Below are 19,580 nucleotides of genomic sequence, written 5' to 3' on the forward strand. Positions count from 1 at the left end.
GTCAGGCTTCATGCGTTATCCGCCCGTCGCACAGGGTCAGGGCAATGCCAAGGGCGGCGATCTGGTCGGGCGGGGTCGCCTCGATGTTTCCGCCAAGCAGCACGAGATCGGCCAGCATGCCCTCACGGATCGTTCCGGTATGCTGGTCCATGAACCCGGCATAAGCGCCGTTGCTGGTAAAGGCTTTCAGCACCAGACTCAGCGGCAGTCGCTGGTCGGACAGGCCCGGCACATGAGGCTGCCGTGTCATTGCGGTCTGGATGCCGAGCAGCGGATCGACAGGCACGATGGGCCAGTCAGAAGAGAAGGCGACCACCGCCCCCGACTGGTGCAGAGTGCGCCACGCATAGGCATTGGCCGCGCGGGCCGGTCCGATGCTGCGCGTGGTCGGGCTTTCTCCCTGCGGCGCGTGCAGCGGCTGAAACGAGGCAATCACCCCCAGGTCGGCAAAACGCGGAATATCAGAGGGATCAATGACTTCGATATGCTCGATCCGGTGGCGGCTGTCGCGGGGGCCGTTGGCATCGCGCGCCGCCTGATAACCGTCCAGCGCGATGCGGACAGCAGCGTCGCCAATGGCGTGGACGGTGATCTGCATACCGCGACGGTCAATCTCGATGGCGGCCCCGGCAAAGCTTGCCGCGTCAAAGATCGGCTCGCCGCGATGGCCGGGACGATCGGCATAGTCTTCCAGCATCGCCGCCGTGCCGCTTTCGATCACCCCGTCAATGAAGATCTTGACCCGGTTGCTGCTCAGCGTCTCGCTGGTGAAGTCCGCCGCCATGTTACTGGCGCGGTCCAGTTCGGACGGGGGCATTTCGCGGGTGAAGTGGAAGGGGACCGAGACGCGGGCGATCAGGTCGCCCTCCTGCTCGACCGTGCGCAAAAGCTCTAGCAGGTGGCGGTTGCCGTCCATGTTGTGCATCGAGGTGATGCCCTTGGATGCGCAGAACCGCAGGCCCGCTTTCAGAATATCCACATCCTCGCGCCATTCTGCGGGGGTGGGCGGAACCGCTGGTTCGACCCCCGACATCCCCAGCATCTCGCGTCCGCCGCTGGTGCGCAGGTCGAGAACCGGCAGCAGCGCAAACTTCTCGCGCAGCTCGCCAGTGGCCAGACCGTCCGCGCCCATCACCACCTCGCTGCCGACCGGCAAGGCACGGCCATGCAGCAGACCGGCGGCGGTCAGGGCGGCGGTGTTGGCAAAGAGCGTGTGGAAGTCATAGGCCATGACCGCCAGAGGCCTGTCGGGGCACATCTGGTCCAGCACATGCCGGTCAAGCCGGGTGCCGTGGCCGAGGATTTCGTAATCAGCGCCTTGGGCGAACAGAAGGCCGTCCTGCGGTTTCGCAGCCGCAAAGGCACGAACGGCATCCTGCATCGCGTCTACGCCCCGCACGTTGGCGAGTTGCAGCAACGTCTGGCCGTATGCGCCGGAAAACAGGTGCAGATGCGATTCGACAAAGCCCGGCAGCAAGGTAGCCCCCTGAGCGTCGATCATCCGGGTTGCCGGCCCCGCAAGGCTGCGGACGGATTCGCTTGTGCCAAGGGCAAGAATACGATTGCCGCGGACAGCGACTACCTCGGCACGCGGGGTCGCGTCATCCATCGTCAGGACGGATGCGTTCAGGATAATCAGGTCTGCGGTCATACTTTTGCCTTGCGATGAGGACGAGCTGCGCAGTCCTCAGTGAAGATCAGGCCAACCAGTGGCAGGAACTGCGCGCGCAAGGTGGCCTCGTGATCGGTCAGCGTCTCGGAGTCATCGGTGATCAGACGGATGAAGCAGGGCATCCAGATGTCATGGAAGAGCCCGGCCAGCCAACGGGGCGCGCAGTCCGTTCCGGCCCGGGTCGTCAGCGACAGATCGGTGAAGAAGTCGGTCACCACGTCGATCAGCGCGGCTGAAACCGCCGCATATTGCTGCGAGAACTCCGCCTCCGGATGCCGGATCACTGCGGCTTCGGCATGGCGCCAGACCCGCTTGCCCGCGATTTCCAGCGTGCGGGTCGAAACACGGACAAAAAGCTCTGTGATCAGCCCGGCCAGATCGACCCCCTCGCGCCAATGCAGCGGCCGGTCGCTTTCACGCGCGTTCAGCGTGCCTTCGGCGATGATCGCGATCAGGATGCCATCCTTTGACCCGAAGTAGTTGAAGACTGTCGGCGCTGAGATTCCTGCCGCCGCCGCGATTTCCGCCATGGTGGTTTCATCTATGCCTTGTCGGGCGAAAAGGTCTTTCGCTGCGGAAACAATCTCGTCCCGTCGACGGGCTTTTTTGCGGTCGCGCAGACCGGATTCGGCGGATGTTTCATTCATGGGCAGGGCGGTCATGCAGGCTTTCAAAATCATACGTCTGTAAAAAAGTTTATTAAATAAAGAAATATTGTCAATGCGCTTGGTTCTTATCTAAGTGATTTCAGGGAATGAGCCGGCCCCGGTCATATGCGGCAGCCCAAGTCCTCTGTCGTCACAACAGTGGGTGTCTGATCCGCCGGTCGCTGCACAAGCTGTCTCAAGACGGGCTTTGGTCGCGCTGGCGTCGTGGCCGAAGGCGACCGCCTCGCGGCACTTTGCCTGTGTGCAGGGTGCGCGATTGAATGGTCATGGCATTGTGCCTGTATCAGGGGGGAAAGATTTCTTCCAGCGTCAGGTCGCGGCCAATCAGGGCCTGTTCGTGCGATTGACGCACGAAGTCGTTCACCATACCAGCGTTGGCCGAAAGACCACTGGCAGCCCAACCCGCCCCCAGCGCCGCGTCCATCATCGCGATGTCCTGAATGATCCACGGAGTGGTTTCCGCATATTTGCGGCGTTTCTCCAGCCACATCGCAAGCGACGCATCAAACAGATCACTCAAAGCCTTGGCAATGCAGGGGTTTTGCAGGACAAAGCCAGCCTTCAGGCCAAGGATATGCATCCCCGGCACGTAGCCGACACGATCAAAATAGGCGATCTCGGCACTGCGGAAATCCGGCAGCACATGACGAAAGGGTGAGTCGGGGCGGAAGAACCCAGTCGGCATGAACGGGGTGAACACGGCATCCAGTCCGCCATCCAGCAGTGCCGCGATCATCGGCTGCTCTCCGGGCATCGCTTCAATCCTGCCCGGTCGGGCAAAGCGGCCCAGACGGTCGGTGATCGGGTGCGCCTCTGTCAGGCGGCCTGCATACCACATGACATCTTCAACCCCGACACCCAGATCCGCGAGCGCCGCCCGCGTCCAGGTATTGCCGCTGTCCTGCCAACCGGTGACGCCTATCCTTTTGCCCGCCAGATCCTCCAGACGGGTGATGGGGCTGGTCTTGGCGGTGATGATGCAACGGTGACGAAAGCCCCGCATCAGAAACTGCGGCACACCCAGAACCGCGTCGCCCCCAGCCGCCCGGTCCTGAACGTAGCGGCTGAAGGAAATCTCGGCCCCGTCATAAGCTGTCGTCGTGGGCAGATCGTCGACCAGCGTGCCAACCCGCGTGATCTGCAGGTCAATTCCGGGGTCGGCGACATCGCCCAAAAGCAAGGGTGTCAGATAGTCCCAATCACGAAGGGCGAGGCGAACTGTCAGCGTCATCAGATATGTCCGGTTCTGTATTAAGGGGAAGCTGGCCCCGGATCAGGAAAGCCTGTTCGGCGCAGGCTGCACAATTGGGGACGACAGCAGGATAAACACCTGACTGACTTCCCCGCGTCCAATCGAAAATTCTTTTGTCAGTCGTAGAGAATTTTGATCGGCTGTCAGCGCATGGCCCGTTTCTCGGCCAGCCGGAACCTGCATCACATGTCCTTGGGCTGCCTGTTCAGGGGCCACAAATCCGCGTCGGCGGCAAAAGGCCCAAGGGCCGGACCTGTCCTTTGCACCTGCCGGATCGCTTGCGTCTGCACCGCAGCAGCCTGCATCGCAACCAATTGTAATTCATATGTAAAACCAACAAATATGATTGACTGTGCGAGCAGCAGAACACACTGTCGGCGCTTCACGGAAAATCGCGGTGTCAAAGAAATCTATCCGCCATAAAAGTTTTTTCGATTGGACATCCCTCCCTCGCAAGGCTTCGATCCACCCCAAGACGAGGCACAAGCCCGCGACATCCCCATCCAACAGATCCGAGGTTTCCATGACACCTTCCCTTCCCACGAGCATGATGGCCACGCGCCGTGGCGTTCTGCTCAGCCTGGGCGCTGGCATAACTGCGATGGCGTTTCCACGTGGCACCTGGGCGCAAGGCACTGATGCCGTGCTCAAGTTCGGGCTTTCCACCTTCCCGCCCACGGTCAAGCCGTTCGACAATACCGGCGGGGCGGCAAACACTGTCAAACTGATGATCTATCGCGGGCTGATGGGCTATGATGCGTCGGGCAAGCTGCTGCCCGAACTGGCTGAAAGCTATGAATGGCTTGACCCCACGGTTGTCGTGTTCAGGCTGCGGGCCAACGCCACATTCCATAACGGCAAGCCGGTTACGGCGGCCGATGTGATCTTTTCCCTGAACGAGATCACCAAAGAAGGCTCTACCGCGTTTCTGAAAAGCGATCTGGCAATCATCGAAGCGGTAGAAGAAGTTGACGACAAGACGGTGAAGATCACCCTGTCCTCACCCAGCGCCATTTTCCTGGATCTGATGGCCAGCTATTGCTGCCCGGTCATTTCCGCCGAAAGCACTGATGGCAATGACATCGGGGCCGGTCCGTTTGTGATGAAATCCTCTGAAAAAGGCGTCTATATCGAGCTGGAGCGCTATGGCGCCTATTACGACGAAGGCGGTCCCAATTTCGCTGGCATCCGCTTTATCGCCTACGCCGACGAGAACCTGCGCTTTGCCGCGCTGGAGGCAGGCGATGTGGATCTGATCGAGTATCTGCCATGGACCCAGTTTGACGCCGTCGAAGCGTCAGACACGATGCAGATGAAAAGCACGCTGGGGCCGTATATGTTCTTGCTGTTCAACGTGACCCAAGGTCCGTTTGCCGATGCAAAGGTGCGTCAGGCCGTCGGCTATGCGATCGAACGGCAGGATGTGGTCGATGCGGCCTTTGCCGGTCGGGGCGTGCCGCTGTATGGCCTGCCCAATCCGCAGGGGTCGCCCTTTGCTCTGGCCAACCCGGCGCAAGAATGGACGTATGACATCGAAAAGGCCAAGGCGTTGCTGGCCGAGGCGGGCTATCCGAACGGCTTCGACTGCCGCCTTCTGGCCACTGCGACCTATGGCATGCATCAGGATACCGCATCGGTGGTGCAGGCATATCTGGCGATGATCGGCATCAACGCCACGCTGGACCTGCCCGATTGGGGCACCCGCGTCACCGCAGGCAAGGAAGGCAAGTACGATCTGGCCGTGCATGGCACGTCAGGCATTTACAACGACCCCGACTCGCTTTGGTCGCTGCTCTATTCGGGCAACCCATCGTATCTGCAATCGTTTGGCTTCAAGAGCGCGCGGATTGACGGGCTGCTGGAGCAGGGCCGCACCGAAGTGGACACCGAAAAGCGCAAGGCAGTTTATCAGGATCTTGCCGCCGCCTATTTCGAGGAAGTGCCGCAAGTGCCGCTGAACTGGCGGGTGCAGGCCTTTGCGATGAAAAAATCGGTCACCGGGTTCGAAGCACTTCCCGGCTTTCTGAACGGATCATCCGCCTACGCGCTTGACGAAACCAGACTGGGCTAAGGGGCGGCAGATGCTGGCATTCCTCCTGCGCCGTGTGGCGGCGGCGATTGCGATGCTGCTGGTCGTCGGCACGATCATCTTTTCCCTTCTGGTGATCGTGCCCGGTGACCCGGCAGAGCTGTTGCTGTCCACGGGGGGCGGCAGCGCCACGCAAGAGGCGATCCAGAATCTGCGCAGCGAGATGGGGCTGGATAAGCCCATTCTTGCCCAATACTTCAGTTTTCTGATCAATACGGCCCGGTTTGAATTCGGCACATCCATTGTCGATGGCTCGTCCATTGCAGATGCCATCGCGCTGCGCCTGCCCCGCACGCTGGAAATTATCGGAGTGGGCACGGTGCTTGCGCTGATTGTGGCGATACCGGTGGGCACTTTGGCGGGTTTGCGCGGTGGCGGGCGCTTTGATGTCATTGCGTCGGGGGTGAACGCGCTCTTGACCTCGATCCCCGGTTTTGTGGTCGGCACGCTGTTCATCTACTTTTTCGCGCAGGTGCTGCGGGTGCTGCCCGCTGGCGGCTATGTCGCCTTTTCAGATGATCCTGCGCAGCATCTGCAAATGCTGGTGCTGCCTGCAACCACTGTCGCACTGCATCTGGCCACGATCATCTTTCGGATGACACGGGCAAGCGTGCTGGAAATGCGGGGGCATGACTGGGTACGCACCGCCACAGCCAAGGGCCTGCGCCGCAGTCTGGTGGTACGCCGCCACATTCTGCGCAACGCGCTGGGCCCGGTGATTACCGTTGTCGGCCTGCAGCTGGGGATTTTGCTGGGATCAACCGTGCTGGTCGAGTTTGTCTATAACTGGCCCGGACTGAGTGGATTGCTGGTCACCGCAGTCGAGCAGCGCGATTACCCGACGGTTCGCGCCATCATCCTGACGGTCGCCGCGATCTTTATCGGCATCAATCTGGTGATCGACATCCTGTATTCGTTGCTGGACCCGAGGATTCGCCTGAAATGACCGCAATCCCTGTCCCACAGAAAAGCCGCCTGTTGTCTGCCATTCCCCGGCGCATGATCCTGCCCGGCATTCTGCTGGCGGCACTGATCCTTATTCCATTCGCCGCACCGCTGATCACTGGCGCAGACCCGGTCCAGATTTCGGTTCGTGACCGGTTGGCGCTGCCAAGCTGGGAACATTGGCTGGGGCAGGATGAATTCGGGCGCGACCGGCTGGCACGGGTGCTGTATGGCGGGCAGGTCTCGCTGACCGTGGCCTTTGTCGCCACCACGCTGGCCTGTATCGTTGGCACGCTGCTGGGTCTGATCGGCGCTTATTTTCGCGGGCCGTTCGAATTTGTCACCACGCGCCTGTCGGATGTGGTGCTGTGCTTTCCGCCGATCCTGCTGGCGCTCTTGGTGGTGACACTGTTCGGCCCCGGCGCGGGAACGTTGGTGGCCGTGCTGTCAGTGCTATACTTTCCGTCTTTTGCCCGGATCGCCTTTTCCGAGGCGCTGCGCGTCTCGTCGCTGGACTTTGTCGAGGCGTCGCGTGCCTTGGGCACCCCGTCGCACCGGATTGTCTTGGGCACCATTCTGCCCAACATCGCAGGCCCGGTATCGGTGCAGTACTCGCTGACCGCCGCCGCCGCGATCACCATCGAAAGCGGGCTGTCTTTTCTCGGGCTGGGTGTGGTGCCGCCCGCGCCATCCTGGGGCCAGATGATCCGGGGGGCGCGGCAATTCATGAACCAGGATCCGCTGGGCATCCTGATCCCCTGCGTGGCGCTGACACTGACCATCTATGCCATCAACTTCTTTTGCGACCGGCTGCGCGACACATTGGACCCGAAGGGGGCGTTGGGCGGTGGCAAGGATGAAACCTCGGTGCCGGTTGCGGCGCGTGTGACCCCGCCGGATGAGACGGCCGATGTGGTCGCCTCGATCCGCGATCTGCGCTTGCAGTTGGCGCGCCCCGGCGGGCCGGTTGATGTGATCCAGGATGTGTCGCTGACACTGCGGGCGAACCAATGCACGGCCCTTGTCGGTGAAAGTGGTTCGGGAAAATCGCTGTCTTCGCTGGCGCTGATGGGCCTGTTGCCCGGTGCGATCCGGCAGGCGGGCGGGGCGCTGCGCTTGCGCCGCAAATCGGGCCAGATGGTCGATCTTGGCACTTTGACTGCCAAAGAACTGGAAGACGTGCGCGGCAATGATGTGGCGATGATCTTTCAGGAACCGATGACCTCGCTGAACCCGATCCACAAGGTTGGTGCCCAGATGGTCGAGGCGATCCTGTCACACCGCCCGATGCCCTATGCTGACGCCCGCACCCGCGCCATTGACCTGCTGGAGCTGGTCGGCATCAACGAACCGGCCCGGCGGTTTGACGGCTACCCGCACGAGATGTCGGGCGGCATGCGCCAGCGTGTGATGATCGCCATGGCGTTGACCTGCGAGCCGCGTCTGTTGATCGCGGACGAACCCACCACCGCGCTGGATGTGACCATTCAGGCCGAGATCATCGAATTGCTGCAACGCCTGCGGACCGAATATGCAGACGGCCTGAGCCTGCTGTTCATCAGCCACAACCTTGGCATCGTGTCCGAAATCGCCGACCGTGTGGCGGTGATGTATTCGGGTCAGGTGGTCGAGGAAGGCCCGGTGTCGCAGGTGCTGAACACCCCGCACCATCCCTATACGGTGGCGCTGCTGGAAAGCATGCCCTCGTCCCATGAAGAGCTGCACTCGGCGCGCGGTGACCGGCTGCGCGCGATCAGCGGCACCCCGCCGCTGCCAGACGCCCGCCCTTCGGGCTGTGCCTTTCGTGACCGCTGCCCGATTGCGATCCCGTCTTGTGCCGATGCCCCGCCGCCGCTGTTCAACAGCGCCGACGGGGACCGTAAGGTGCGGTGCTTCCGGGCACCCGAAGCCGGATCGGAGGCCGCCCGATGACCCCGCTGCTGGAGGTTCAGAACCTGAGCAAAAGCTATCCCGTCGGCCGCAAGGGGCTGTTCGGCAAGCGCATGATGCAGGTCTTGCGCGAGGTCAGCCTGTCGGTGCACCCCGGCGAGGTTCTGGGGCTGGTCGGGGAAAGCGGATCGGGCAAAAGCACCATCGGCAAGGCGGTGCTGCGGCTGATCGAGGCAGATAGCGGCACAGTCCGGTTTGACGGACAGGATCTTTCCACCATCTCTCACGCCAGTCTGCGCCGTCTTCGCAAGGATATGCAGATCATCTTTCAAGACCCTTACGCCAGTCTTGATCCGCGCAAGACCATTCGCGCCGTGCTGTCCGAGGCTTTGGACACCCACAAGCTGCACATGGGCCCCGCCCGCGCAGATAGGCTGACCGGACTGATGACCATGGTCGGCCTGAACCCCGCGTTTCTGGACCGCCGCCCGCATGAGTTTTCAGGCGGCCAGCGACAGCGCATCGGCATTGCCCGCGCTTTGGCGGTCGAGCCCAAATTCATTGTCTGCGACGAGGCGGTCTCGGCGCTGGATGTCTCGATTCAGGCGCAAGTGCTGAACTTGCTGGCCGATCTGCGCGCCATGACCGGAATTTCGTTGCTGTTCATCAGCCATGATCTGTCGGTGGTGCGCTACATCTCTGACCGGGTGATGGTGCTGTATCTGGGCAAGGTGATGGAGGTCGGGCCTGCCGACCAGATCCACTTTGCCCCCAGACACCCCTATACCGCCGCGCTGATTTCGGCGGAGCCCAGCCTGAAGCATGAAAGCAATCGCATCCGGCTGACGGGTGAAATCCCCTCGCCGCTGACGCCCCCCTCTGGCTGCGTGTTCCGCAGCGGCTGCCCCTATGCGCTGCCTGCCTGCGCCGAAACCGTTCCGCCGCTGCGCGACATGGGCGAAGGCCGCCTGAAGGCCTGCATCCGAGACGACATTCTTTAAGGAAATACACTGATGATGACCGACAAGATCAAGATCGCCGAACTGACCAGCGAAGAAGCGCGTCAGTATCTGAACAAGGATGCCGTGATCCTGCTGCCGATGGGCTCGCTGGAGGATCAGGGCACGCACGCGCCGATGGGCGATTATCTGGCTGCCGAATGTGTGGCGCTGGACATCGCCCGCGCCGCGCGTGCCGAAGGCGTGCCAACCTTCATCGCCCCGGTGATCCCGTTTGGCGGGGCCGATTATTTCGGCTCGTCGCACGGTGGTATCGCCATCAGTCAGGCCACACTTGCCGCTTTGCTGGACGACATGTTTGCCAGCCTCGCGCGGCATGGTCTGACCAAGATCCTTGTCATCAACGGGCATGGCGGCAATGTCGGGCCAATCAATGATGTGTCGCTGAAGTGGCGGCAAAGAAATGGGATGTTCGTGGCGTCGATGTACCTTTGGCAGATCAGCTATGAGCTGCTCAAAGACATTCTGGGTCCCGAACAGGCCGCGAAATCCTCGGGGCACGGCGGCGACCCGCTGACCTCGATCGGGCTGCATTACTACCCGGAAATCCTGCGCCTCGATCTGCGTCATGCCCCCCCGAAGGGCCAGAAGGCCATGGGCGTAGAGGTCGCCGGATTTGCCGCGATCAAATACGACGGCGCGCGTCTGCAAGCCCCCATCGAAGCGATCGAAAGCGCGCCGCATGGTGTCTGGGGCGGCGATCCCGTGCATTGCTCGGCCGAAACCGGCAAGGCCCTGAGCGACCGCCTCGTCAAGATCGGTGCCGGCTTCATCCGCGATCACGTCGCCAAGGGCTTTGCGGCCTGACCCGTCCACAAAAGGCAGGGGCGGCACATGTGCCGCCCTCTGGCGGCATCGCAAAGAAGACTGACATGAGCCTTTACCCGGATTTCCTGAACGCCTTGCGCAACGCCGGTTTCCAAGGGGATCTGACCGAAGTGATGTCAGACCGGATGGTGCTGGCCACCGACAATTCAATCTATCAGGTTCTGGCGCAGGCGGTTGCCTTTCCGCGCAGCACGGCGGATCTGCAGCGCATTGCCCGGCTGCTGACAGAGCCCCGCTTTGACCAGATCGTCCTGCGCCCGCGTGGGGGTGGCACCGGCACCAACGGGCAATCCCTTGGCGCGGGGCTGGTGGTCGATTGCTCACGCCACATGACCGGGATACTCGAAATCAATGCGGCCGAGCGTTGGGTCCGGGTGCAGCCCGGCGTCATCAAGGATCACCTGAACGCGGCCCTTGCCCCCTATGGCCTGTTCTTTGCGCCCGAGCTTTCCACCTCGTCCCGTGCCACCATTGGTGGCATGATTTCCACCGATGCCTGTGGTCAGGGGTCGTGCATGTATGGCAAGACCAGTGATCATGTGCTGGCTGTGACCGCTGTTCTGCCCGGTGGCGAGGTCATGCAGACCGGCGCGCACCCGCCCGAGAAGCTGGCCGGAATGCCAGGGCATGCGGGGCAGGTTTTGCGGACCCTGCACCGGATCGCCACAAATCAGGCTGATCTGATTGCAGAGCGGTTTCCAAAGATGAACCGCAGCCTGACGGGCTATGATCTGGCCCATATCCGCCGGCCGGATGGCCGGATTGATGCGGGCGCGGTGATCTGTGGGGCAGAAGGCACGCTTGCCCTGATCGCCGAAGCCCGGCTGAACGTGCTGCCCATCCCGAAACAGTCGGCGCTGGTGAACATCTTTTACGATGACTTTCAGTCGGCGCTGCGCGATGCCCGTGTGCTGGCGGCCATGGGGGCCACCTCGGTCGAAACGATCGACAGCCGGGTTCTGGCGCTGGCCCGTGCCGATGTGATCTGGCGCGACGTGGCGGTGTTCTTCCCTGACACCGATGCCAAAGGTGTCACGCTGGTCGAACTTACCGGCGAAAGTCAGGCACAGATTGACGCGTCCATCGCCCGTTTGCAGGCAGAGCTTGCCAACCGGATCAACGGGCGCCGGGGTCATTCGCTGGCGGTCGGGGATGCGGTCGGGCGGATTTGGGCGATGCGGAAAAAAGCCGTGGGCTTGCTGGGCAAAACCGCCGGGCCCAAACGCCCCCTGCCCTTTGTCGAAGATTGCGCCGTTCCGCCCGAAGAACTTGAGGCGTTCATCGCTGGGTTTCGCGCCATTCTGGACGCCGAGGGGCTGGAATACGGCATGTTCGGCCATGTCGATGCCGGGGTCTTGCATGTCCGCCCCGCGCTCGATCTGACCGACCCGGCACAAGAGCCCCTGATCCGAAAGATCACCGAGGCCGTGCATGCCCTCGCCCGCCAGCATGGCGGCCTTTTGTGGGGCGAGCATGGCAAAGGGGTTCGCTCAGAATTTGTGCCCGAGGTATTCGGCCCGCTTTATCCGTTTCTGCAAGAGATCAAGCGCGCTTTTGATCCCGGCAATCAGATGAACCCCGGCAAGATTGCGACACCGGATCAATCGCCGCTGATGCAAATCGACGGTGTGGCGCTGCGGGGGCAGTCAGACCGCCAGATTGCCCCCGCCACCCGCGCCGCCTTTGCTCCGGCGCTGGCGTGCAATGGCAACGGGGCCTGCTTTGCCCAATCTGCTGCCGAAATAATGTGCCCGTCCTACAAAGCCACCGGCGACCGGCGGCATTCGCCCAAGGGTCGGGCCGGGCTGGTGCGCGAATGGTTGCGTCAGGGCGGGCCAGAGGGGCGCGCCGATCCGCAATTCGAGGCAGAGGTGAAAACGGCGCTGGATGGCTGCCTGTCCTGCCGCGCCTGTGCGAGAGGGTGCCCGGTGCACGTGGATGTGCCCGCCTTCCGCGTCAAATTCATGGAAAGCTGGTTTCGCCGCCACCGCCGCCCCCTTTCAGATCACGCGCTGGCGGCACTGGAGCCGCTGCTTCCGTTAGGTGAACGCCTGCGACCGTTGTTCAATCTGGCGGTCACCGGGCCGGGCGCGGCGCTGATGCGGTGGTTGGGCCTGCACCATCTGCCGGTGATGCCCGCGCTGAACCTGCGCCGCGCGTTGGCGCAACGCGGTATCCGCACCGTCGGCACCCCCTTGCCCGATCCTGCGACCAGCGTTGTGATCGTGCCCGACGCCTTTACCCGGTTCTTCGAGCCGCAGCTGGTGCTGGATATGGCTGATCTGGTCATCGCGCTGGGCTTTCAGCCGTGGATTGCCCGATACCACCCAAGCGGCAAGCCGTTGCATGTGCTGGGCCGTCTTTCGGCGTTTCGCCGCACCGCGAGGCGACAAAGGGCCTGTCTTGACCGGCTTTCAGCCAGCGGACTGACGCTGGTCGGAATTGAACCCGCCGTCACGCTGAGCTATGGCGACGACTATCACGAGGCGTTGGGCACACCCGGCCCGCAGGTGCTGCTGCCGCAGGACTGGCTGGCCGGTATCGCGGACCGCATACCGCAACTCCCGGCAAATCTGCTGCACGCAACCTTGTTGCCCCATTGTACCGAAACCACGCTGCGCCCCGGCACGGGCGATGTCTGGGCAGACATCTTTGCCAGGGTGGGCGTCACGATCAGCCTGCCAAAGACCGGCTGTTGCGGCATGGCGGGCACCTGGGGGCATGAGGTGCGGAATGAGGCGATCTCATCGAAGATTTTTGCGCAAAACTGGGCCCAGTATGTCACCGGCACAGATCAAACGGTTCTGGCCACGGGCTTTTCCTGCCGCTGTCAGACGGCCCTGCGCGCAGGCGTTCAGATCAGCCATCCGATCACGCTGCTCAAAACCTGTCTTTCTGCCCGCTGACAGTCAGCGTTCAGCAGCTGCACGACCCATGGTCAGTGCGGCAGAAAGGTTACATAGCGTGGATGCGCGGCCGCCCATTCCTCGGCGGCCTGTCGGGCCAGTTGAAAAATCTGCTCGGTCTGCACCTTGCGCGCCTTGTTGACGTGAACGCAGCGGATATCCAACGGGGCCAATCGTACAGTCGTCGGGATCTCGACCAGCATGCCGGTTGCGATGTCATTCTCCAGCGCAGCCAGTGGCACCGCAGACGCGCCGTAGCCGCAACGCACCATATCGCAGATCGTGGCCAAAGAGTTGCCGGTGTGGCGTGCGCTTGGCCGCCGGCGCGTCTCCTCAATCAGCTCTGCCACCGGGCCGAACAACGGCGACGTGTGCGGATACAGCACCAGAGGAAGTTCGCGCAGCTCATCCGGCGTCAGGGGCCGCAGGATTTCCCCCACAACATCCGGCCGGGCCGCCCAGCCGACATGGTACAGCACCGAAAAGCTGTTCGGAATTTGTGGCAATCCCGCTTCGCCGGTCACAAAAGCCATATCGAGCGCCCCCGATTTGACCAGCGGGCGCAGATCGACATTTCCCCCGGCATAGAAGTCTACCAGCGGGGCATCGGGCATGGCGGCGATCTTGCGCCGCAACGTGACACCCCATGTCTGGCTGACCATTGCAACCAGACCAATCGAATAACGTTTCTTTTGCTTGGCCTTCAACCGGCTGGTCAGCGTCTCGCTCAGATTCAGGAAATTCTCGGCATATTCGGCGACTTCGTGGCCTTGTTCTGTCAGGGTAAACTCGGATTGTGAACGATCAATCAGCTGTACGCCAAAGCTTTCTTCAAGACCAGAAATGCGCGCAGAAACAGCTGGTTGCGTAAGTCCGATATGATCGGCCACGCGCTGATAGCTTTGCAGGCGGGTCAGCCAGTAAAAGGCTTCAAGCTGTTTGAAATTCATGGGGATAGCCTATCGCGCATGGCCCGGACTTTCACATAAAAACTTTCTATGAACCAGACCAGAATTTTTGCTTTGACGCTGCCGTGCCGCCCGGGCTGAATAATGCCAACCCCCCAGCGCCACTCTGCCCGCGCGCTACAACGCCCAAGGATACCTGATGAGCATTGCCGTTTCCCTGCCCGCCAACGACAAGACCGAATGGTGGTGCAAGATGCTTCGCGACCTGATGCCGGATTGGGATATCTATCCCATCAATCAGGTGCCGGATCCTGACGCCGTCACCTATTCTGTGGTCTGGCGGCCAGCCACCGGGGCCATGACGCCGTTCCGCAATCTGAAGGCCATCGTGTCGCTGGGCGCGGGGATCGACCATGTGCTCGCGGACAAGGAACTGCCTCAGGATGTGCCGATCATCCGCACCGTGGGCACCGATCTGACACAACGGATGAAGGAATACATCGCGCTGCATGTTCTGCGCCACCACCGCGAGTTGCCGCAGATTCAGGCCAATCAGGTTGCTCACCTGTGGGACCAGATCATCGTGCCCCCCGCGCCCGAGCGGCGTGTCGGGATCATGGGTCTGGGGAACCTTGGGGCCGCCGCTGCGCAATTGCTGGCACAGATCGGCTTTGACGTGGTGGGGTGGTCGCGCTCGCCCAAGACCATCGAAGGCGTCACAACCTATTCGGGCGACGAGGCGTTCGGCGCATTTCTTGAAGGCACCGAAATTCTGGTCTGCCTTCTGCCACTGACCGAAAGCACATTGGGCATTCTGAACGCCGACACCTTCAACAGGCTCAGGCGCGGGGCTTGCATCATCAACGCCGCACGTGGGTCGCATATGGTGGACAGTGACCTGATTGATGCGCTGGGATCAGGGCAGATCTCGGGGGCGACGCTGGATGTTTTTCATGTCGAACCGCTGCCAAAGGATCATCCGTTCTGGGACCATCCGCGCATCACGGTGACCCCGCATGTTGCCTCGATGATCGACGCGCCGACCGGCAGCAAGATCGTGGCCAAGAACATCCGCGCCTTTGAGGATGCGGGCACCGTTGCCGATCTGGCGGATGCAAAGCGGGGCTACTAGGCCCCCGACACCCATCACGATCACCTCCCCACCTCCGGCCCCGTTCTGGGGCCGGCTTTTTGCGTTTATTGCAGGGCATTCAACAAACTTTATAGCGTTTTCATACAATTACTTTGTCTCAGCCGCGATGCCATCCAAAGTTTTTTTAATACGCGTGTAAAAAAAATTCGATTGGACATCCCGGTCGGAAATGCGTTGCATCAGGGTATCAACCGGGCCGTCCGAAGCCCGCAGACATCGCTGTTTGCCCCGAAATACGACCGCAGCCACGTGATCCGCCCGACCTTCGCCAACGCACGGTCAGCCACCGCAAGGGGCCTGTTTTGTGCTGCGCCTTTGGCTGTCAGGGCAGTCGTCGCTCGAAACGGCCCCTCCGTTCCCGGAGAGCCTTCATCCAACAGGAGCCTGCTTTAACATGACATCACGCCTTCTTTGCGCCCTTGCCGCCACGATCCTGCTGGCCGGCGCAGCCCATGCGCAGTCCACCGAAGTATCGGGCGAAATCACCCTGTCGGCCTATTCCGGTATCTTTCAGGACAAATACACCGAAGCGGTCATCAAACCTTTCCAGGAGAAATTTCCGGGCGTTACCGTGAATTACTTTGCCTCGAACGCGTCGTCGGTGATGCTGGGCAACCTGCGGTCGCAGGCCAGCGATGTGCAGACCGATGTTGTGATCTTTGACGTATCGACCGCGCTGATCGGCAACAAGGAAGAGCTGCTTGCGCCGCTTTCGGTCGCCGACATTCCGAACCTGGCTGACCTGCTGCCACAGGCGACCGTGCAAGACGGGTTTGGTCCCGCTGTCACCTTTGACAACCTCGTGCTGGTCTACAACACCGAAGCCATCCCCACCGAACCGGACTCGCTTTCCGTGCTGTGGGATGCGCAATACGCGGGCAAGCTGGCCGTGACCTCGATGCCTTCGATCCTTGGCTCTGGCCTGATGGTGATGACCTCGGCGATGCTGGGCGAAGATTATACGCAGTCGGTGGAGCAATCGGCGGCCAAGCTGGCCGAACTGGCACCTGCCGTGCAGACCTTTGACCCCAAGCCGGATTCCTACACGCTGGTCATCAACGGCACGGTTGCACTGGCGACGGGCTGGAACGCCCGCGCGCAATACTACGCCGATGAATCTGCGGGCAAGCTGGACGTGGTTCTGCCCAAGGAAGGCACCATCCTGCAGATCAATACCATCAATCTGATCAAAGGTGCCAGGAACGAGGCTGCCGCCAAGGCATTCATCAACTACGCCCTGTCGCCCGAAGCTCAGGCCGCCTTTACCGAAGCGATGTTCTATGCCCCGGTCAACGCCAAGGCAGTGGTCAGCCCGGAGGCCGCCGCGCGTACTGTCGCTGGTCAGCTGGAGCAGATCCTGCCGCTCGACTGGGGCTGGGCTGCCACCAAATCCGAAGAGTGGAACCAGATCTGGAAGCGCCAGATCATCTCGGCCGGCAACTGACAGCGAAACGGACGGACCCATGAACCTGCGCCCTTCCCCCTTGGCTGACACCGCCCCGCCGCATATCCGCATTGACCGGCTGACCTTTGACTATGGCGGTGCCCGGCCTGCGGTGGACGCTTTGTCATTCGATATTGCCAAGGGCGAGTTCATTGGCCTTCTCGGTCCGTCCGGCTGCGGTAAATCCACCACCCTGCGCATGTTCGCAGGGCTGCTGACCCCCACCTCGGGTCAGATCATGATCGGCGGGCAGAACATCGTGTCGCGCCCCCCGTGGGAGCGTAATCTGGGTCTGGTGTTCCAGTCTTACGCCCTGTTCCCGCACATGACCGTTGAACAGAACGTGGCGTTCGGTCTGCGGCTGCGCAAGGTCAGCAAAGAAGACCAGCGTGCCCGGGTTGCCGAAGCCCTGCGCGCTGTCCGGCTGGAAAGCTATGGCAGTCGCTGGCCGTCAGAGCTGTCCGGCGGCCAGCAACAGCGCGTTGCCATCGCCCGCGCCATCGTGATCGAGCCAGAAATCCTGTTGCTGGACGAGCCGTTGTCAAACCTTGATGCCCGCCTGCGTGACGAGATGCGCTTTGAAATCCGCGACATCCAGACGCGCACCGGCATCACCACCTTGTTCGTCACCCATGACCAGCAAGAAGCCCTGACGATGTGCGACCGGATTGCCGTGATGAATGCGGGCAGGCTGGAACAGATCGGCACCCCAACCGACGTGTATGATCGCGCCGCAACCCCGTTCGTTGCCAACTTCATCGGACGGGCGAACAATCTGTCGTCCAGACTTTCCCTCGTTGGGGGCCAGCCTGTACTGGTTTGCGACGGACAGACCCTGCCGCAGCCGCTTCTTGTCGATGTGCCCGCGAACAGTGCCGCCGGAGGCACGGTCGCCGCGATGGTGCGCCCCCATGCCATCCGCCTGATGCCACCTGCGCCTGACCAAATTTCCGGCACTGTCATACGCCGTGTCTTTGTCGGCAGCATGATCGAGACCGAGATCAGGCTGGATGGGGGCCAGACCCTGATTGCCGAACTGCGCCCGAACAGCCCAGATGCCGCACTGGCCAACCTTGGCGCGCGCGTCACGCTGGACTGGCTGGCCAGCGACATGCGGCTGTTTGCATCATGAGCACCCTTGCCACAGATGGCCGCACCCGCCTGACGCCGTGGCTGCTGCTTGCGCCGGTGCTGCTGGTGCTGCTGGTGTCGTTCATCGCGCCAATCCTGTGGCTGTTCCGCATGTCGCTGAACGAGTCCGATTTCGGCGCGATCATCCCGGCTGTCAGTCTGGGCACCTATATCAAGATCCTAAACGACACCTATTATCTGGACCTGCTTGGGCGAACCCTGCGTCTGGCCGTCACCTGTTCACTGGTGGCGCTGGCAATGGCCTATCCGATGGCGCTGTTCCTGTCGCGGATGACATCGCGCTGGCGGACGCCGCTGACGGTGCTGGCGGCATCGCCGCTGCTGATTTCGGCGGTGGTGCGATCGTTCGGCTGGATGATCACCCTTGGCGACGACGGGTTGCTGAACAACCTGCTGCTGGGTGCCGGGCTGATCGCCGCACCGCTGCGGATCATCAACAATTACTTTGGCGTCGTCATCGGCCTGTCGGAAAGCATCATGCCCTACATGTTTCTGACCATCATGGCCGGCCTGGGCAAGCTGGACCGCCGGCTGGACGATGCCGCCATGTCGCTGGGCGCGCCGCCCCATATCGTCTTTCTGCGCATCATTCTGCCGCTGAGCCTGCCCGCCATCGTGGCGGGGCTGACCATCGGATTTGTGCTGTCGGTATCGTCCTTCATCACGCCCACGCTGCTGGGGGGCGGGCGCGTCTTCCTGCTGGCGACCGAGGTCTATGACCTTGCGCTGATGTCGCTCGACTGGCCGACCGCTGCTGCGCTGTCCTTCCTGATGTTGGGGCTGTTTCTGGTAGCCATGCTCGTGACCGCACTTCTGGTCCGCCTGATGACAAGGACACGCTGACATGACCAGATTGCTTTCCATTCTTGGCCGGGCCTACGTGATTGCCATCTTCGGCTTTATCTTCCTGCCGATGCTGATCATTCTGGTGATCTCGTTCAGCGCCGACAGCTACCTGTCTTTCCCGCCGTCGGGCTGGAGCCTGAAGTGGTACAGCACCGTTCTGGGCAACGCCACCTTCATGGCCGGGCTGAAAAACAGCGCCATCATCGCACTGATCGTGGCAGTTCTCAGCCTGCTTTTGGGCCTGCCCGCAGCCTATGCGCTGGTGCGGATGGAGTTTCCGGGTCGCACGCTGATCCGCAATCTGATCCTGGCACCTCTGGTGCTGCCTGCGATGATGCTGGGGCTGGGCCTGTTGATGGTGTTCACCCCTGCCGGATTGGTGGCAACCTATCCGGGGCTGGTGCTGGCGCATCTGGTGATGACGCTGCCGTTTTCGGTGCGCATTCTGCAAACCACCCTGTCCAATCTGGGCACCGACCTGGAAGAGGCCGCGATGACGCTGGGGGCGCGTCCGCTGCAGACCTTCATGCAGATCACGCTGCCCCGGCTGATGCCCGGCGTCATCGCCTCCAGCGCCATTGCCGCGATCCTGTCGTTTGACGAAATCGTGCTGTCGCTGTTCATCGTCGGCCCGCGCCTGCAAACCCTGCCGGTCGCGATCTATCGCTATGTCGATGAACGGACAGACCCGATGGTCGCCGTTCTGGCGGTTCTGCTGATCGCGATCTCACTCGCCATCGTGCTGGTGGTCGAACGCAGCGTCGGCTTTGCCAAAGCCTTCGGGCGCTGAATTTCCTGTCTTAACCAT

Annotated in this window: 15 protein-coding genes; 11 read left to right on the forward strand and 4 right to left on the reverse strand. The window is 61.8% G+C overall.

The window, feature by feature from the left end:
• Nucleotide 1 precedes the first annotated feature (1 nt).
• The 3 genes from J2X53_RS06800 to J2X53_RS06810 all read right to left on the reverse strand — a co-directional run bounded on the left by J2X53_RS06800 (nucleotide 2) and on the right by J2X53_RS06810 (nucleotide 3,571).
• Complete coding sequence (locus J2X53_RS06800; RefSeq protein ID WP_349036718.1) at nucleotides 2–1,651, reverse strand: amidohydrolase; 1,650 nt, start codon at nucleotides 1,649–1,651, stop codon at nucleotides 2–4.
• Complete coding sequence (locus J2X53_RS06805) at nucleotides 1,648–2,334, reverse strand: helix-turn-helix domain-containing protein (protein ID WP_349036719.1); 687 nt, start codon at nucleotides 2,332–2,334, stop codon at nucleotides 1,648–1,650. Before J2X53_RS06805 ends, J2X53_RS06800 begins: the two co-directional genes overlap by 4 nt.
• A gap of 289 nt (nucleotides 2,335–2,623) precedes the next feature.
• Nucleotides 2,624–3,571, reverse strand: a complete 948-nt coding sequence (locus tag J2X53_RS06810) for an ABC transporter substrate-binding protein (RefSeq protein ID WP_349036720.1) — start codon at nucleotides 3,569–3,571, stop codon at nucleotides 2,624–2,626.
• A gap of 544 nt (nucleotides 3,572–4,115) precedes the next feature.
• On the opposite strand from J2X53_RS06810, the gene J2X53_RS06815 reads away from it, so the two are divergent.
• From J2X53_RS06815 to J2X53_RS06840, 6 genes are all read left to right on the forward strand, one after another.
• On the forward strand, nucleotides 4,116–5,663 hold the full coding sequence (locus J2X53_RS06815) for an ABC transporter substrate-binding protein (RefSeq protein ID WP_349036721.1): 1,548 nt from the start codon (nucleotides 4,116–4,118) through the stop codon (nucleotides 5,661–5,663).
• A gap of 10 nt (nucleotides 5,664–5,673) precedes the next feature.
• Nucleotides 5,674–6,627, forward strand: a complete 954-nt coding sequence (locus J2X53_RS06820; protein WP_349036722.1) for an ABC transporter permease — start codon at nucleotides 5,674–5,676, stop codon at nucleotides 6,625–6,627.
• The gene (locus J2X53_RS06825; protein ID WP_349036723.1) at nucleotides 6,624–8,558 is read left to right on the forward strand and encodes a dipeptide/oligopeptide/nickel ABC transporter permease/ATP-binding protein; all 1,935 of its coding nucleotides are present in this window, start codon (nucleotides 6,624–6,626) and stop codon (nucleotides 8,556–8,558) included. The genes J2X53_RS06820 and J2X53_RS06825 overlap by 4 nt, the downstream gene beginning before the upstream one ends.
• Nucleotides 8,555–9,517, forward strand: coding sequence for an oligopeptide/dipeptide ABC transporter ATP-binding protein (locus tag J2X53_RS06830; protein WP_349036724.1), 963 nt, complete (start codon nucleotides 8,555–8,557; stop codon nucleotides 9,515–9,517). The genes J2X53_RS06825 and J2X53_RS06830 overlap by 4 nt, the downstream gene beginning before the upstream one ends.
• Nucleotides 9,518–9,532: 15 nt before the next feature.
• Complete coding sequence (locus tag J2X53_RS06835; protein WP_349036725.1) at nucleotides 9,533–10,342, forward strand: creatininase family protein; 810 nt, start codon at nucleotides 9,533–9,535, stop codon at nucleotides 10,340–10,342.
• A gap of 65 nt (nucleotides 10,343–10,407) precedes the next feature.
• Nucleotides 10,408–13,269: an FAD-binding and (Fe-S)-binding domain-containing protein gene (locus J2X53_RS06840; protein ID WP_349036726.1), complete on the forward strand. Its 2,862-nt coding sequence runs from the start codon at nucleotides 10,408–10,410 to the stop codon at nucleotides 13,267–13,269.
• 32 nt (nucleotides 13,270–13,301) lie between these two features.
• Here the strand turns inward: J2X53_RS06840 and J2X53_RS06845 are convergent, their stop codons facing one another.
• Complete coding sequence (locus J2X53_RS06845) at nucleotides 13,302–14,219, reverse strand: LysR family transcriptional regulator (protein ID WP_349036727.1); 918 nt, start codon at nucleotides 14,217–14,219, stop codon at nucleotides 13,302–13,304.
• Nucleotides 14,220–14,376: 157 nt separating this feature from the next.
• On the opposite strand from J2X53_RS06845, the gene J2X53_RS06850 reads away from it, so the two are divergent.
• The 5 genes from J2X53_RS06850 to J2X53_RS06870 all read left to right on the forward strand — a co-directional run bounded on the left by J2X53_RS06850 (nucleotide 14,377) and on the right by J2X53_RS06870 (nucleotide 19,562).
• Nucleotides 14,377–15,309, forward strand: a complete 933-nt coding sequence (locus tag J2X53_RS06850) for a glyoxylate/hydroxypyruvate reductase A (RefSeq protein ID WP_349036728.1) — start codon at nucleotides 14,377–14,379, stop codon at nucleotides 15,307–15,309.
• A 415-nt stretch (nucleotides 15,310–15,724) separates the two neighbouring features.
• Entirely contained in the window at nucleotides 15,725–16,774 is a 1,050-nt protein-coding gene (locus J2X53_RS06855; protein ID WP_349036729.1) for a polyamine ABC transporter substrate-binding protein, read from the forward strand.
• Between the two features lie 19 nt (nucleotides 16,775–16,793).
• The gene (locus J2X53_RS06860) at nucleotides 16,794–17,906 is read left to right on the forward strand and encodes an ABC transporter ATP-binding protein (RefSeq protein ID WP_349036730.1); all 1,113 of its coding nucleotides are present in this window, start codon (nucleotides 16,794–16,796) and stop codon (nucleotides 17,904–17,906) included.
• Entirely contained in the window at nucleotides 17,903–18,769 is an 867-nt protein-coding gene (locus J2X53_RS06865; RefSeq protein ID WP_349036731.1) for an ABC transporter permease, read from the forward strand. The genes J2X53_RS06860 and J2X53_RS06865 overlap by 4 nt, the downstream gene beginning before the upstream one ends.
• A gap of 1 nt (nucleotide 18,770) precedes the next feature.
• Complete coding sequence (locus tag J2X53_RS06870; protein ID WP_349036732.1) at nucleotides 18,771–19,562, forward strand: ABC transporter permease; 792 nt, start codon at nucleotides 18,771–18,773, stop codon at nucleotides 19,560–19,562.
• Nucleotides 19,563–19,580: the final 18 nt, after the last annotated feature.

This window comes from Pseudotabrizicola sp. 4114 (assembly GCF_031457365.1).
GTDB lineage: Bacteria > Pseudomonadota > Alphaproteobacteria > Rhodobacterales > Rhodobacteraceae > Pseudotabrizicola.